Source organism: Halorubrum wangae (assembly GCF_051194135.1).
GTDB lineage: Archaea > Halobacteriota > Halobacteria > Halobacteriales > Haloferacaceae > Halorubrum.
Map to the genome: position 1 here is coordinate 61,232 of NZ_JBLZNH010000002.1, position 14,141 is coordinate 75,372.

A 14,141-nucleotide genomic window follows, 5' to 3' on the forward strand; every position below is an offset into this window, starting at 1 on the left:
GGGCAAAAGGCGTCGGGAGCCGGAAAGGCGGTCGGCCGTCGGCTCGGGCGACTTCCCCCGAAGTCGACTACGCCTCGCCGTTGTCGAACGCGAGCGTCACGCCGTCGTCGTCGACGGTCGCGCCCGCGGCGCACACGGGGTGTTCGAAGTCGGCGTCGAGGAGTTCGGTCGCGGCCGCCGCCGCGTCCGGTACCTCGGCCTCGGCCGCCGAGAGGGCGTACGGCTCGGGGCTGTCGGTCTCGTAGGTGGCGACTATCGTCGGCTCGTCGACGGCCTCGACGAGCAGCGCGTCGCGTCGGACGACCCCGATCGTCGCCGTCTCGCTTCCGACGACGCCGGCGATCCGGGGCGTGTCGTAGTCGTCCTTCTCGAAGTCCAGCGCGAGCAGCGGGGTTGCGAGGGCGTCGCGAGCGGGGTAGCCGAGTCCCAACTTCTCTGCGATCGGGTCGACGTGCGAGCCGTTTCCGACGACCGCGAGCGGCTCGGCCGTCGGTGTCTGAACCTCGCGCGCGCAGTTGTACGAGACGTACGGGTTGTCGGTCTCCGGAGCGTCCGGCGTCGGTCCCACGGTAAGGGTTCCGTCGCGGTCGAGCACGCGCCGGTTCGGGAACGAGCGCGAGGAGACTCGGTAGGCACCGATTCCGGGAGCGACGACGACGAATCGTCCGACGTACATACAGATTCGTGGCTATTCTGTCGAGTAAAGCGCATCGATATACGCACGTTCGTCGATCGCAAACGACTCGACCGGTGACCGAAGGGTCGCGTCGCGGTTCCGTCCGTCTTCGCGGTTCCGTCACCGACTGTGAACGCGTGACAGAGGGCCGGCAACGCGCAACGCTTACAAACACGCACAGGCTATCGATGGATGCGCACAGTCCATTGGGGTAGTGGCCAATCCTGTTGCCTTCTGGGGGCAACGACCCTGGTTCGAATCCAGGATGGACTATTCTCGCGGTTCGCCGCTTCGATTCCAGACCGCTCCCTCCCGCTCTCTGGTCTCCCGGGGACCGTTTCGGGTGGACCGTCTCGTTCGACTCGACCGTTCGGTTCGCCTGGAATCGAACGCGACCTCAGTCATGCGGTTTCCAGTGGAAACTAAGGGGTATCTGTCCCCGGTCGCTCGCGCCTTTTGACTACTTTTCCACGTCGAGCAGCGCCACGCGTTCGCGGACGACGTCGGCCAGCCCGCCGGCCGTCGCCGCCAGTTCGCGGTCGGAGACGTCGAAGAACGCGGTGACTCGATCCGCGTCGAACCCGTTTTCGATCTCAGCGTCGGTCGGAGTCGTCAGCGCTTCGACGGCGCTCACCGCCGCGTCGAGGTCGGCGGCGGATCTGTCTGCCCCCTCGACGCCGCCGAAGTCGGCCACGAGCACGACCGCGCGCTGTTCGCCCTCGGTGACGCCGAGGTTCAGCGCGCGATCTATCTGTCGCCGCCCGGCCGCGTACAGCAGGACCTCTACCCCCGGATCGCGCGCGACGGCCTCGCCGCGAGCGATCGCCCGCGCCGCGAGGCGGGTCGCCGCGCGGAGGTGCGCGTCGGAGACGACGAGGTCGGCGTCGAACGCCTGCACGATCGCGCCGGTCTCGGCGGCGATCCCGTCAAGTCGCGAGAGGAACGCGTCGAGGTCGTCGATAGCGACCGTCCCGCTGACGAGGTGGTGAGCCGGGGTCTGCGGGTCGGCCGGCCGGTCGTCCGATGGAGCGCCGACAGGCGCTCTCTCGCTCATTCGAAATCACCCAGACTCGCCTGTCCCTCGCCGTTCTCGTCGCTCGCGGACCCGGCGGTCGCCGCCGCCGAGGCCGACTTGTCCGGCCGCACGTCATCCATCGAGGGGTCCTCGCGCCCCGCGTGTTCGAGGATGCGCTCGGCGGTGCGCTCGCGGCCGCGGAGCGCGCCGAGCACGACTGCCTTGTCGGCCTCGCGGAGGTCGGCGCGGTCCTCGACGCCGGCCTCGTACAGCCGGCGGGCGCGCTTCCGACCGACGTTTCGGACGCCGGCCAGGTCGAGCAGTTCCTCGCGGACGCCGTACTCGATCCGTTTTCGCGCCTCTCGGACCGCGACGACGACGTCGCCGTCTATCCCCTCCACGTCTCGCGCGAGGGTTTCGGCCGCGCGCAGCAGCCACTCGGCGGTCTCGACCTTCCCGCGAATATCGCCCGGGCCGACGCCGTAGCGCTCCGTGATGCGGTCCTCGTCGACCTCGTTTGCCCAGTCTTCCAGGAGGCGGGCCGTCTTCAGGGACGCGAGCCAGTCTTCGAACCGCACGTCCTCGTACTCGGACGGCACGTCCCCGAGGAACTCGGTCTCGCGCTCGTAGCAGATCTCGGTGTACGTCTCTCTGTCTCCCGATTTGAGGTAGAGTTCGTACATGTCGGGGGTGCGACTGACGAGGTGGTAGAGGCCGAGCGGCGTGACTTTGGGTGACGAGTCGTCCGAATCGCCCTCGCCATCTGCGGTCGCGTCGGCCGCGGCACCCGCCGATTCGCTCTCGTCGCCGTCTTCGTCGGCTCGCGTGTACGTCCCGAATCCGGGCTCGTCGCCGTCGTCGTCGGCGGTTCTGACGAACGCTCCGGCGTCGCCGTCGCCGCTCCCTTGACCGGCGGCCTCGCGGTCTCCGACCGAGCGGATGCCGTCGATCATCTCGGCCGCGCTCATCGGGTCGAGATAGAGCCGCGAGACCGAGTGGCCGATACCGGTCGCGGTCAGGCTCTCCGTCCCGCCGTCGCGGTCGCGGTCGACGAAGTCGTTGACGGCGAGGTAGTCGAGGACGGTGTCGGTGACCGCCGCGAGCCGCCCCTCGTCGTCGGTCTGCGTCGCGTAGAGTGTGTTGTCGAGGAACGAGAGGAGTCCATCACGGGTGGAGGCGAACCCGGAGGCAATGGTGGCGAGTACGTGCGTCCGGAGCGCGGGCTCGGCCGCGAGCTTCGACCGGACCGGCTCGGGGTCGGCCCAGAGGTACCGCTCGAACAGCTCTTCTTTGGTGTCCGCGTCGCTCGCGAGCAGCACCGCCTCGCCGTACGGGTCGAGTCCGGGCCGGCCCGCGCGGCCGCACATCTGGTGGACCTCCAGCACGTCGAGGGGTTTCATGCCGCCGAAATCCCCATCGTAGCGGCGCCAGTCGCGGACGATCACTCGCCGAGCGGGGGTGTTGACGCCGGCGGCGAGCGTCGGCGTCGCGGAGATGCATTTGATGAGGCGGTCGCGGAACGCGTCCTCCACCAGCGACCGGTGCTCGCTCGCGAGCCCCGCGTGGTGGAACGCCGACCCCTGTTCGACGGCGTCGGCGAGGTCCTCGGAGGTGTCGGTGTCGGAGACGCCACGGATCTCCTCGGCGAGTTCGCGGAGGCGGTCGCGCTCCCCATCGGTGAGGCGCGACCCGGTGACGTCGGTGAGCTTTCGAGCCGACGATTCGGCGTTGCGCCGTGAGTTGACGAAGACGAGCGAGGAGCCGCCCTGACCGTCCTCTTCCGTGTCGAGCGCGTCGCCGACGAGTCGAGCGGTCTGGTCCTCGCCGCGCTCGACGGTCACCTCGCGCTTGCTCCCGTCGGCGAAGTCGATCGCGTTACCGAAGTGGACGCCCATCCGGAGGTCGATCGGGCGCCAGTCGGACTCGACCAGTTCGGCGTCGAGCCAGTCGGCGATGACGTCCGCGTTGCCGACGGTCGCCGAGAGAGCGACTGTCTGCAGGCCGGGATTCACCTTTCGGAGCTTCGCGAGAGTGACTTCGAGGGTGGGCCCGCGGTTCGGGTCGTCGACGAGGTGGACCTCGTCGCTCACGACGCAGGTGAGGTCGTCGATCCACTGGGCGCCGTTCCGGATCAGCGAGTCGACCTTCTCCGAGGTGGCGACGATGATGTCTCGGGTGGCGAGCCACTCGCCGTCCGACTCGTAGTTTCCGGTGGAGGCGCCGACGGTGATGTCGTGGTCCGCCCAGCGCTCGAACTCGGTCTTCTTCTCGCTGGCGAGCGCGCGGAGCGGGACGATATACAGGGCCTTGCCGCCGCGTTCGATCGCCGACAGCATGGCGAGCTCGGCGATCAGGGTCTTTCCGGAGGCCGTCGGGACCGCGGCGACGAGGCTCTCGCCGTCGACGACGCCGGCCTCGACCGCGGCCGCTTGGGGCGGGTACAGCTCGGCGACGCCCTCCGCTTCGAGCGCCTCGCCGACGCCCGCGGGAAGTCCGGAGAGCGAACTCGGTTGCATTGGTGAAGGGTGGGTCCCGACCCGATTTAAACCGTCGGAACGGGGCGGTGGAGGAAGTCGGACGTCGCGCGACCGCCGCCGCTCCTACAACTCGCCCTTGGTGCTCGGCGTATCGCTGCGGCGACCGTCGAGCCGCGTCGCGTCGTCGAGCGCCCGTGCGAGGGCCTTGAACAGCGCCTCGACTTCGTGGTGCGCGTTGTCGCCCGTCTCGACCGCGGCGTGGAGCGTCAGGCCGGCGTTGTGCGCCAGCGACAGCGCGAAGTGATCGGCCATCACGCTGGTGAATTCGCCGACGGACTCCTGGGAGAACTCCCCGTCGAACTCGTAGTACGGCCGGCCGGCGACGTCGACGACGACGCTCGCGACCGCCTCGTCGAGTGGGACCCGCCGGTCGGCGTACCGACGGATGCCGCGCTTCTCGCCGAGCGCCTCGTCGAACGCCTCGCCGAGGCAGATCGCCACGTCCTCGACCGTGTGGTGGTCGTCGATCTCGGTGTCGCCGTCGCAGTCGACGGTGAGATCGAAGAGGCCGTGCTTGGCGAACGACGTCAGCATGTGGTCGAAGAAGCCGATCCCGGTGTCGACCTCGCTGTCGCCGTCGCCGTCGACCGCGAGGGTGAGCCGGATCGTCGTCTCGCTCGTCTCGCGGGTGACCGCGGCCGTCCGGTCGTGCTCGCTCATACCGGGTCGTCACAGGCGATTCGTAAGTCGGTTGCGGGTGGTCGGGCCCGCAGTTCCCCGGCCGCCCCCGGCCCGCCGACCCGGGCGGCGGTGGATATTTGTCGCCTCCGTGAGTCGACTTAGCACGGTATGGACGACTCCGAGCCCGCCGACGAGCCCGTCGCGACGCCCACGCCGGCGTCCACGTCAGGCCCTCAGTCACCCGATCTCGCGGGTTCGGAGACCGTCGCCGCCGCCGTCGACGCCGACACCGGGGAGGGGGAGCTCGAACGGACGATCGGTCTCGTGGGCGGTCTCGCGATCGGCGTGGGAACGATGGTCGGCGCGGGGATATTCGTCTTTCCGGGGCTGGCGGCGGCGAACGCCGGGCCGGCGGCGTCGCTCTCGTTCGCGATCGGGGCGGTCATCGCGCTCCTCGTCGCGCTGCCGGCATCGGAGCTCGCCACCGCGATGCCGCGCAGCGGGGGCGGGTACTTCTTCATTTCGCGCGGGTTGGGGACCGCCGCCGGCGCGGTCGTCGGGCTCGGGCTCTGGCTCGGGCTCGTCTTCGCTTCCGCCTTCTACCTCGTCGGACTCGGCAGCTACGCGGGACAGGTGTTCCTCGAAGCGGGCGTCGCGCTCCCGATCGACCCCGCGGTCCCGCTCGGCGTCGCGTTCGGCGTCGGGCTCACGGCGCTCAGCCTCTTCGGGACGAAGAACACCGCGGCGCTCCAGAACGCGATCGTGGTCCTCCTCTTAGTCATCCTCACCCTCTTTCTGGCCTACGGCTCTCTCGACGCGCTCGGCGTGTTCGGCGCCCAGCGCCTGCCGGAGCGGTTCTTCCCGCCCGGCGGCGCGCTGCCGGTGCTGCAGACCGCAGCGCTCGTGTTCACCTCGTATCTCGGATTCGCACAGGTCGCGACCGTCGCAGGCGACATCAAGGAGCCGAGCCTGAACCTGCCGCTGGCGATGGTCGGCTCCGTGCTCCTCGTCGGCGTCCTCTACGTCGTCACCATCTTCGTCGCGACCAGCGCGTTCGGCAGCGCCCGGCTCGGCGAGTTCGGCGAGACCGCGATGGTCGAGGTCGCGCGGTCGTTCGTCGGCCTGCCGGGCGCGGTGGCGATCGTCGTCGCCGGACTGTTGGCGACGTTCTCCAGCGCGAACGCCTCCATCCTCAGCGCCTCTCGGGCGGTGTACGCCGTGAGCCGCGACGGAGTCGTGCCCGAGGCCGCGAGCCGACTCAACCTCGCGTACGGCACCCCACACGTCGCCCTCGGGCTCGCCGGCGGCCCCATCGTCGTCCTGGCCGCGACGGGGCGAGTGGCGCTGCTCGCCGAGGTCGCCTCGTTCCTCCATCTCGTGATGTACGGCCTGATCTGCGTCGCGCTGATTCGGCTTCGACGAGAGCGCCCCTCGTGGTACGACCCGTCGTTTCGGTGTCCGGCCGGCGTCGCCGTCGCCGGAGTCGGCGGCCTCGCGAGCTTCGCGCTCATCGCGTTCATGCAGCCGGCGTCGATCGGCGTCGGCACAGGAGTGATGCTCGCCGCCTACGGCTGGTACCGGTTCTACGCGACAGACGTCGAACTCAAAGGTGACTTCTGAGATGACCGCCGCACCCACCGACGACGAGGAACAGTCCGCCACCGGCCGACCCGCGGTGTTAGTCCCGCTCGCGGTGCTGGAGGGCGAATCGCTCCCGAACGGGACGGCCGAACTGCTCGCGAACGCCCGCGTGGTCCTCCTCGGATACCACGTCATCCCCGAGCAGACGGCGGCCGAGCAGGCGCGCGAGCAGTTCGGCGAGACGGGGATGGCGAAACTCGACGAGTTCGCCGCCGAACTCGCCGCGGCCGGCGCCGACGTCGAGACGCGACTGGTGTTCACCCACGACGAGGCGGCCACGATCGATCGCCTCATCTACGAGCACGACTGCCTCGCGGTGCTCGTTCCGAACAGCACGCCGCAGGTGTCGTCGGTGTTCGTCGCGCTCCGTGGCACGGTCGGGATCGAGCGAAACACCCGACTCGTCGTCGGGCTGTTCGCCGACGCGGACGTCGACGTGACGCTGTACCACGCCCCCGGCGACGGCGAATCACCAGACGATGGGGAGTCATTTTTAAACGGGGTCAAATCCGACCTCGTCGAGCGAGGTATCGCGCCCGACCGAATCGCGACCCTCGTCGAAGACGCGAGCGTCCCGATCGATTTGATCGCCGCCAGGGCAGAGTCGTACGACGCTGTCGTGATGGGCGAGACGGACCCGTCGGTGACGACGTTCGTCTTCGGGATGCCGTCGAAACAGGTGGCCGAGCGCTTTCTCGGCCCGGTGTTGGTCGTCCAGCGCGCTCGCCCCGAGGAGTAGCCGGCGTCCGCGACGAGCGGAGCGTTCCCAGCGCCCGCCTCAGACGTCGTCAGCGGCCGCCTGCGCCTCCCGCAGCGTGAACCGCCCCTCGTACAGCGCGGTCCCCACGACGACCGCGGCCGCTCCCGCCCCCTTCAGGGCGACCACGTCGTCGACGGTCGCCACGCCGCCGGAGGCGATCACGGGAATGTCGACCGCATCGACGACGCTCGCGACCGCGTCGCGGTCGATCCCCTCCAACTGTCCCTCGACGTCGACGTTGGTGAAGAGGACCGCGCCCGCGCCGAGGTCCTCGTAGCGCGTCGCGGCCTCGGCGGGGTCGAGGCCGGTCCCCTCCGTCCAGCCGCTCACGACGACTTCGCCGTCCTTCGCGTCGAGGCTGACGACGACGCTCCCGGGGTGAGTCTCGTCTATCGCGGCGACGATCTCGGGCGTCTCGATCGCCGCCGTGCCCAAGATAACGCGGTCCAGCCCGAGGTCGAGGAGCTCCCGCGCGCCGTCGGCCGCGCGGATGCCGCCGCCGAGTTGGAGGCCGACCGCGTCCGGGACGCTCCGGACTACCGCCTCGATCGCCTCTGCGTTGACGCGCTCGCCCTCGAACGCTCCGTCGAGGTCGACGAGGTGGAGCGTCCGCGCCCCGGCCTCGATCCAGCGCTCGGCGGCCTCGACGGGGTCGCCGTACCGCTTGCCGGTGCCGCGCTCGCCGCCGACCAGTTGGACGACCTCGCCGTCCTGGACGTCGACCGCCGGGATAACCTCGAACTCGGGGAAGTCGTTCATACCCGTCGGGAGTCGCGGGCGCGGATTAAACGGGTCGGTTCGCGGAGGCGTGGCGCCCGCGACGCCGGTTTCGCGTCGCTCGCGGTCGGTCGCACACTCCGGATGCCGACACGGATCGCTTATAACCACCGAGTGTAACAACCAAGTAATGGCAGACGACACGGACGCGGCTCGCGCGGCGGATCCGGGCGCTCAACGAACCGAAGCGGGGTCCGAACGCTCCACTCGCCGCCGGTTCCTGTCGATCGGCGGAACCGCGGGCGCGCTCGCGCTCGCCGGCTGTAGCGCGCGGCGGACCGGTGACGGGAGCGACGGCGCCGCCGACGGCTCGGACGGGTCGAACGGGTCCGACGGTTCTGACGACTCGGACGACTCGGACGACTCGGACGACGGCGAGACGCCCACGCTCACGGTCGCGACGTACACCAACTTCATCGACGCGCCCTCCGTGAGCCCGGGCGAGTGGCTCAAAGCGGAGTTTGAATCTCGATTCGACGCCGAGTTGGAGTGGGCGACTCCGGACAACGAGCTGAACTACTACATCGAGCGGGCCGCCTCCGAGGTGTCCGTCGACGCCGACCTCTACGTCGGCCTCACCACCGAGGACCTCGTGCGCGTCGACGACCGGCTCGACGACGACCTCTTCGCCGAGCGCGGCGACGTCGACGGCTTCGCCGACGTCCGCGAGGGGCTCCTCTTCGACCCGTTCGACCGGGCGGTCCCCTTCGACACCGGCTACGTCAGTCTCGTCTACGACGGCACCGTGACGGAGGCGCCAGAGACGTTCGAGGGGTTGCTCGCGGACGAGCACGCCGGCGCGCTCATCGCGCAGAACCCGGGCGGCTCCTCGACGGGACGCGCGTTCCTGCTCCACACGATCCACCGCTTCGGCGACGGCGGCGTCGCGAGCGAGGGCGACGGGGAGGCGATCGAGGGCGGCGACGGCGACCCCGACTACGACTACCTCGACTACTGGGCGGATCTGCAGGCCAACGACGTTCGCGTACTCGGCTCGTGGGAGGACGCGTACACCGCGTGGAGCAACGGGGAGGCGCCCGTCGTCGTCTCCTACTCGACAGATCAGGTGTTCGCGGCCGACGCGGGCGAGGACCTGGAACGGCACCAGATCCGATTCTTAAACGACCAGGCGTACGCGACCCCCGAGGGGATGGCCGTCTTCGCCGACGCCGACGAGCCGGAGCTGGCGCGGGCGTTCATGTCGTTCATGCTGGAGCCGGAGGTGCAGGGCGAGATCGCCCAGCGCAACGTCGCCTTCCCCGCGACCGACACCGCGACGCTCCCGGACGACTACTCCGAACTCGCCAAGGAGCCGGCCGAACCGGTGACGTTCACGTACGACGAGCTCCGAGGTTCGGTCAGTGAGTGGATCGACGCTTGGGAGCGACAGTACGCCGGGAACTGAGGTCGACGGCGTGAGCAACCGTCGCAGCGACGGCGATAGGGAGCCGGACCGCGGCGCCGCGAGTCGCGGTCGCACTCGCTCGCTCCGCGATCGCATCGAGGGGCGACTGTTGGCCGCGCTCGCCGTCTTCACGAGCGTCGTCCTCGTCGTCGCCTTTTATTATCCGGTCGGCACGGTGCTTATCGAGGCGATCGTCGTCGACGGCGTCGCCACGCTCGCGGTGTTCGCCGAACTGTTTCGCGACCCGTTCTACTTCGGTGAACTGGCCCGGCTGTTCGCGGGGGAGTCGCCGCTCGCGGTCGCCCGAGCGCTCCTCGGTCCGGACCGCCGGCTCGGTATCGTCGGGTTCACCGCGTATCAGGCCGCGCTGTCGACGGTCGCCAGCGTGGCGCTCGGGCTCCCGGCGGCGTACCTGCTCGCGCGCTTCGAGTTTCCCGGCCGGCGGACGTTGCGGTCGCTGACCATCGTCCCGTTCGTCCTCCCGTCGATCATGGTCGCGGTCGGCTTCGTCGCCACGTTCGGCACCAACGGAACCCTGAACGCCGTTCTGTCGGCGCTCGGGCTCCCGACCGTCGACCTCCTGTTCTCGCTTCAGGCGATCGTGATCGCCCACGCTTTTTATAACGCGCCCCTCGTCGCCCGGGTGACGACCGCGGCGTGGGAGTCGGTCGACGCGCGCGCGGTCGAGACCGCCCGGAGCCTCGGTGCCGGGCCGATCCGAGCGTTCTACGACGTGGTCGCGCCGCAGGTGTACCCCGCCGTCCTGACGGGCGCGGCGCTGACGTTCGTGTTCACCTTCGGCACCTTCCCCATCGTGCTCGCGCTCGGCGGGTTCGAACTCGCGACGATCGAGGTGTTCGTCTACCGACTCGTCCGCGACCTGAACTACGCCGAGGCCGCCGCGCTGGCGCTCGTCGAACTCGCCATTTCGCTCGGGGTGTTGCTCGCGTACCTACGCTACGAGGCGAAGAACGCGGTCAGCGCTCGGGGCGCCCGGCCGCTCCCGCGTAGGCGCTTGCTCCCGTCGGCGCCGACCGCGCGGGAACTCCTGCCGCGCGTCGGGCTCGCGGCCTACGTCGTCGTCGCGGCGACTCTCTTCCTCGCGCCGATCGCTTCGATGGTCCTCGCGAGCGTCACGGGCGGCGACGGCGCGCTCACGCTGGAACATTACCGGTTCCTTCTCGAGCGCCAGCAGACGGGGGCGGCGTTTCAGGTGCGGCCGTGGCCCGCGATCCGCAACTCGCTCGCGTTCGCGTCGGCGGCGACGCTGATCGCCTTGCCGATGGGCGTCGTCGTCGCCGTGTTGACGACCCGACGCTACCGCGGGCGGACACTGGTCGACGCGGCCGCGATGGCGCCGCTCGCGGTCTCGGGGATCATCGTCGGCCTCGGGCTCCTCCGCGGGCTCGTTTTCGGGATCGAAGTCGCCGGCTGGCGGATCGCCGCGTCCGGCGCGGTCGCCATCGTCGTCGCGCACGCCGTTGCGGGCTATCCCTTCGTCGTCCGGACGGTCGCACCCGGACTGGAGGGGTTGGACCGCTCGCTGATCGAGTCCGCTCGGGCGCTCGGCGCGTCGCGGGCGCGGGTGATCCGCGACGTGGAACTTCCACTCGTGTGGCCCGGCGTCGTCGCCGGCGCGGCGTTCGCGTTCGCCATCTCGGTCGGCGAGTTCACGGCGACGGTCGTACTCGCCACCGGCGCCGACGCGTACACGATGCCGGTCGCCATCGAACGGTTCATCGGGCGTCGGCTCGGACCGGCGACCGCTATGGGCGTCGTCCTCCTCGTCGTCACCGGACTCAGCTTCGTCGTCATCGACCGCCTCGGGGGTGAGAGCCGTGGACTCTGAGGGACCGAGCGCGGGTGCCGGAGGCTCGGCCGATGCCCCGCCGGCCGTCGAACTCGCCGGCGTGACGAAGCGCTACGGCGAGACGACCGCCGTCGACGACGTCACCCTCCGGGTGCGAGAGGGCGAGTTCTTCACCCTCGTCGGGCCCTCGGGCTGCGGGAAGACGACGACGCTCCGGCTGATCGCGGGATTCGAGGCACCGACCGACGGCGAGGTCCGCTTCTTCGGCGACTCGGTCGCTGGGGTGCCGCCGGAGGACCGCCACGTGGGTGTCGTCTTCCAGAACTACGCGCTGTTCCCGCACATGACCGTGGGCGAGAACGTCGCGTACGGCCTCAACTTCGCCGAGCCGCCCGGCGGCGTCTCTCGCGAGGAGCGCGTTACCGAACTGCTCGAACTGGTCGATCTGCCGGACGCCGCCGACCGCGACCCCGAGAACCTCTCCGGCGGGCAACAGCAGCGCGTCGCGATGGCCCGGGCGCTCGCACCTGGCCCGGACGTGCTCCTCTTGGACGAGCCGATGAGCGCGCTCGACGCGCGGCTCCGCGAGCGGCTCCGCGTGCAGGTCCGACGAATCCAGTCGGAGCTCGGCATCACGACGATATACGTCACCCACGACCAGGAGGAGGCGCTGGCGGTCTCCGACCGCGTCGCGGTGATACGCGACGGCGCGCCGGAGCAGGTCGCTGAGCCGAGAACGGTGTACCGAGAGCCGGCGACGCGGTTCGTCGCCGAGTTCGTCGGCGACAACAACGTGTTCGCGGGCCGGGTCACGGCCGTCGAGGAGGGAGCCGCGGCGAGCCGCGACGACGACGGCGACCCCCCGACCGCCGCTGTCGACGTCGGCGGCGAGACGCTCCGAGTCGGCGTGGAAGATCCCACAGGCGTGACCCCCGGCGACCGCCTCACCTTCTGCGTCCGCCCCGAATACCTGCGGATCGACGGCGGGGAGAGCCGACTCGCGGCGACCGTCGCGAGCGCGGAGTTCCTGGGCGAGACGACGCGCGTGACCCTCGACTGGGGCGATCGCGACCTCGTCGTTCGGACACTCGACCCGCTCTCCGGTGAGGTCGTCGTCGGCTTCGACCCCGCGGATGCGCACGTGATCGACGGCCGACCCCGCGTGACGGACGACGATTTATAACTGGAGGCGTGAGGCCGCGGTGCCGTGCGGAGCGGGGGATTCGGAGCGGTTACCCGCCGATGCGCGGTCAGGTGTTTATAAGTAATTGACTCGGGCGCTGACGTGGTCCGCCGCCGTTCCGGGAGTGGTTCTCTCGCGGTCAACACTGCCCTCCGATCTGCATCCAACGGCGACACGCATTACCGCCCCGAACCCCTATCTCGGGTATGGCTTCGGAGTCGTGTGACGTCTGCGAGCGGTCCGTCAGGATCGCCGGCGGAATCGGCGACCTGTGGAACTTCGCGTTCGAGTCGACGCAGGGAATGACCGTGGAGCTCACGGACGGCGCGGAGTTCTTCCTCTGTTTCGAGTGCATGGAGTCGCTCCCGGACGATCACGAGCCGACCGAGGCGGACGTCGTCGACCTCCGCGAGCGCACCGACCCCGTCGAGGCCGACCGGAACAGCTTCTGGCACTGGGGGTGAGGCGCGGCCCGACTCTCCGTCGGCACCGCTGCCGGCGTCGTCGCCGCCACACGCTCTCTTTTTCGAACGTATCACAAGGACCATAGCCCCTCGCGACCGGATCCGATCCAACAGGTGGATCCCGTGACGAAGAAACGCGAATACCGAGACGACTACGACGACAAGACGCTGTACATCCCCGGTCCGACCGAGGTCCGCGAGGACGTGATCGAGGCGATGACGGAGTCGACGTTCGGACACCGGATGGACCGGATGACCGACCTCTACACGACCATCGTCGAGGACACCAAGGAGTTCCTCGGCACCGACAACGACGTGATCATCCTCACGGCCTCCGGCACGGAGTTCTGGGAGGCGACGACGCTGAACCTCGTCGACGAGCGCGTCTTGGTCCCGACCTGCGGGAGCTTCAGCGAGCGGTACGCCAACGTCGCCGAGCGCCTCGGGAAAGACGTCAGCCGACTGGAGTACGAGTGGGGCGAGGCGGTCAAGCCCGAGGACATCCGCGAGGCGCTCGACGCCAGTGAGGAGGGGTACGACATGGTCGCGGGCGTGATGAACGAGAGTTCGACCGGCGTCCGCAACCCCATCGAGGAGATGGGTGACGTAATCTCAGAGTACCCGGACACCTACTTCGCCGTCGACGCCGTCTCGTCGCTCGGCGGCGACTACGTCGACATCGAGGAGCACAACATCGACGTCATCTTCGCGTCCACGCAGAAGGCGTTCGCGATGCCCCCGGGGCTCGCGGTCTGCGTCGTCAGCGACGACGCCTACGACCGCGAGGTCGAGAAGGGGGACTCCTCGTGGTACGGCGGCTTCCGGCGCGCCATCGACTACTACGACCGCAAGGGACAGACCCACTCGACGCCGGCGATCCCGATCATGTTAGCGTACCGCAAGCAGATGAAATACATGCTCGAGGAGGGGCACCACGCCCGCGACGAGCGCCACCGCGAGATGATGGAATACGTCCACGACTGGGCCGACGAGCACTTCGCGATGTTTCCCGAGGAGGGGTACGAGTCGCAGACGGTCGCCTGCATCGAAAACACGCAGGGTATCGACGTCGCCGCAACCATCGAGGAGGTCAGCGAGGAGTACGACATGGCCTTCTCGAACGGGTACGGCGACATCGCCGAGGAGACGTTCCGCATCGGTCACATGGGCGAGCACACCGTCGAGAGCGTGAAAGAACTCACCGACGCGATCGAAGACGTGGCGGACCTGTAAGCGGTCTTCCCCGCCTCTT

General features: G+C 69.5%; 12 protein-coding genes and 1 tRNA gene. 8 read left to right on the forward strand and 5 right to left on the reverse strand.

Going from position 1 to position 14,141, the window contains the following annotated elements; all coding sequences use genetic code 11:
* Window positions 1-67: 67 nt before the first annotated feature.
* Window positions 68-676, reverse strand: a complete 609-nt coding sequence (locus ACNS84_RS05540) for an IMP cyclohydrolase (RefSeq protein WP_435073855.1) — start codon at window positions 674-676, stop codon at window positions 68-70.
* A 200-nt stretch (window positions 677-876) separates the two neighbouring features.
* Here ACNS84_RS05540 and ACNS84_RS05545 point away from each other — a divergent pair.
* Window positions 877-949 (forward strand) — tRNA-Gln (locus tag ACNS84_RS05545).
* A gap of 187 nt (window positions 950-1,136) precedes the next feature.
* Here ACNS84_RS05545 and cgi121 read toward each other — a convergent pair.
* From cgi121 to hisB, 3 genes are all read right to left on the reverse strand, one after another.
* Window positions 1,137-1,730, reverse strand: a complete 594-nt coding sequence (cgi121, locus tag ACNS84_RS05550) for a KEOPS complex subunit Cgi121 (RefSeq protein WP_435073856.1) — start codon at window positions 1,728-1,730, stop codon at window positions 1,137-1,139.
* Window positions 1,727-4,207, reverse strand: coding sequence for an ATP-dependent DNA helicase (locus ACNS84_RS05555; RefSeq protein WP_435073857.1), 2,481 nt, complete (start codon window positions 4,205-4,207; stop codon window positions 1,727-1,729). The genes cgi121 and ACNS84_RS05555 overlap by 4 nt, the downstream gene beginning before the upstream one ends.
* 84 nt (window positions 4,208-4,291) lie before the next feature.
* On the reverse strand, window positions 4,292-4,888 hold the full coding sequence (gene hisB, locus ACNS84_RS05560) for an imidazoleglycerol-phosphate dehydratase HisB (protein WP_435073858.1): 597 nt from the start codon (window positions 4,886-4,888) through the stop codon (window positions 4,292-4,294).
* A gap of 129 nt (window positions 4,889-5,017) precedes the next feature.
* Here hisB and ACNS84_RS05565 point away from each other — a divergent pair, with 129 nt between their 5' ends.
* Both ACNS84_RS05565 and ACNS84_RS05570 read left to right on the forward strand, forming a co-directional pair.
* Window positions 5,018-6,469, forward strand: coding sequence for an APC family permease (locus ACNS84_RS05565; RefSeq protein ID WP_435073859.1), 1,452 nt, complete (start codon window positions 5,018-5,020; stop codon window positions 6,467-6,469).
* A 1-nt stretch (window position 6,470) separates the two neighbouring features.
* Window positions 6,471-7,229 (forward strand): universal stress protein, encoded by a 759-nt coding sequence (locus tag ACNS84_RS05570; protein ID WP_435073860.1) that lies wholly within the window; start codon window positions 6,471-6,473, stop codon window positions 7,227-7,229.
* 39 nt (window positions 7,230-7,268) lie between these two features.
* Here the strand turns inward: ACNS84_RS05570 and hisA are convergent, their stop codons facing one another.
* Window positions 7,269-8,009 (reverse strand): 1-(5-phosphoribosyl)-5-[(5-phosphoribosylamino)methylideneamino]imidazole-4-carboxamide isomerase, encoded by a 741-nt coding sequence (gene hisA, locus ACNS84_RS05575; RefSeq protein ID WP_435073861.1) that lies wholly within the window; start codon window positions 8,007-8,009, stop codon window positions 7,269-7,271.
* A 148-nt stretch (window positions 8,010-8,157) separates the two neighbouring features.
* Between hisA and ACNS84_RS05580 the strand changes: the two genes are divergently transcribed.
* The 5 genes from ACNS84_RS05580 to ACNS84_RS05600 all read left to right on the forward strand — a co-directional run bounded on the left by ACNS84_RS05580 (window position 8,158) and on the right by ACNS84_RS05600 (window position 14,122).
* Entirely contained in the window at window positions 8,158-9,432 is a 1,275-nt protein-coding gene (locus ACNS84_RS05580) for a thiamine ABC transporter substrate-binding protein (RefSeq protein WP_435073862.1), read from the forward strand.
* Window positions 9,433-9,442: 10 nt separating this feature from the next.
* Window positions 9,443-11,281 carry an ABC transporter permease gene (locus ACNS84_RS05585; RefSeq protein ID WP_435074707.1) on the forward strand — a complete coding sequence of 613 codons (1,839 nt, stop codon included), beginning with the start codon at window positions 9,443-9,445 and terminating at the stop codon, window positions 11,279-11,281.
* The gene (locus ACNS84_RS05590; RefSeq protein WP_435073863.1) at window positions 11,271-12,425 is read left to right on the forward strand and encodes an ABC transporter ATP-binding protein; all 1,155 of its coding nucleotides are present in this window, start codon (window positions 11,271-11,273) and stop codon (window positions 12,423-12,425) included. The genes ACNS84_RS05585 and ACNS84_RS05590 overlap by 11 nt, the downstream gene beginning before the upstream one ends.
* A gap of 206 nt (window positions 12,426-12,631) precedes the next feature.
* Window positions 12,632-12,889, forward strand: a complete 258-nt coding sequence (locus ACNS84_RS05595) for a DUF7561 family protein (RefSeq protein WP_435073864.1) — start codon at window positions 12,632-12,634, stop codon at window positions 12,887-12,889.
* A 123-nt stretch (window positions 12,890-13,012) separates the two neighbouring features.
* Complete coding sequence (locus tag ACNS84_RS05600) at window positions 13,013-14,122, forward strand: pyridoxal-phosphate-dependent aminotransferase family protein (RefSeq protein WP_435073865.1); 1,110 nt, start codon at window positions 13,013-13,015, stop codon at window positions 14,120-14,122.
* The last annotated feature ends 19 nt before the right edge of the window (window positions 14,123-14,141 follow it).

Coding starts and splice junctions, on each gene's coding strand:
- hisB (WP_435073858.1), bottom strand. CDS start 4,888: ATGAGCGAGCACGACCGGACGGCCGCGGTCACCCGCGAGACGAGCGAG.
- ACNS84_RS05540 (WP_435073855.1), bottom strand. CDS start 676: ATGTACGTCGGACGATTCGTCGTCGTCGCTCCCGGAATCGGTGCCTAC.
- ACNS84_RS05555 (WP_435073857.1), bottom strand. CDS start 4,207: ATGCAACCGAGTTCGCTCTCCGGACTTCCCGCGGGCGTCGGCGAGGCG.
- hisA (WP_435073861.1), bottom strand. CDS start 8,009: ATGAACGACTTCCCCGAGTTCGAGGTTATCCCGGCGGTCGACGTCCAG.
- ACNS84_RS05570 (WP_435073860.1), top strand. CDS start 6,471: ATGACCGCCGCACCCACCGACGACGAGGAACAGTCCGCCACCGGCCGA.
- cgi121 (WP_435073856.1), bottom strand. CDS start 1,730: ATGAGCGAGAGAGCGCCTGTCGGCGCTCCATCGGACGACCGGCCGGCC.
- ACNS84_RS05595 (WP_435073864.1), top strand. CDS start 12,632: ATGGCTTCGGAGTCGTGTGACGTCTGCGAGCGGTCCGTCAGGATCGCC.
- ACNS84_RS05580 (WP_435073862.1), top strand. CDS start 8,158: ATGGCAGACGACACGGACGCGGCTCGCGCGGCGGATCCGGGCGCTCAA.
- ACNS84_RS05565 (WP_435073859.1), top strand. CDS start 5,018: ATGGACGACTCCGAGCCCGCCGACGAGCCCGTCGCGACGCCCACGCCG.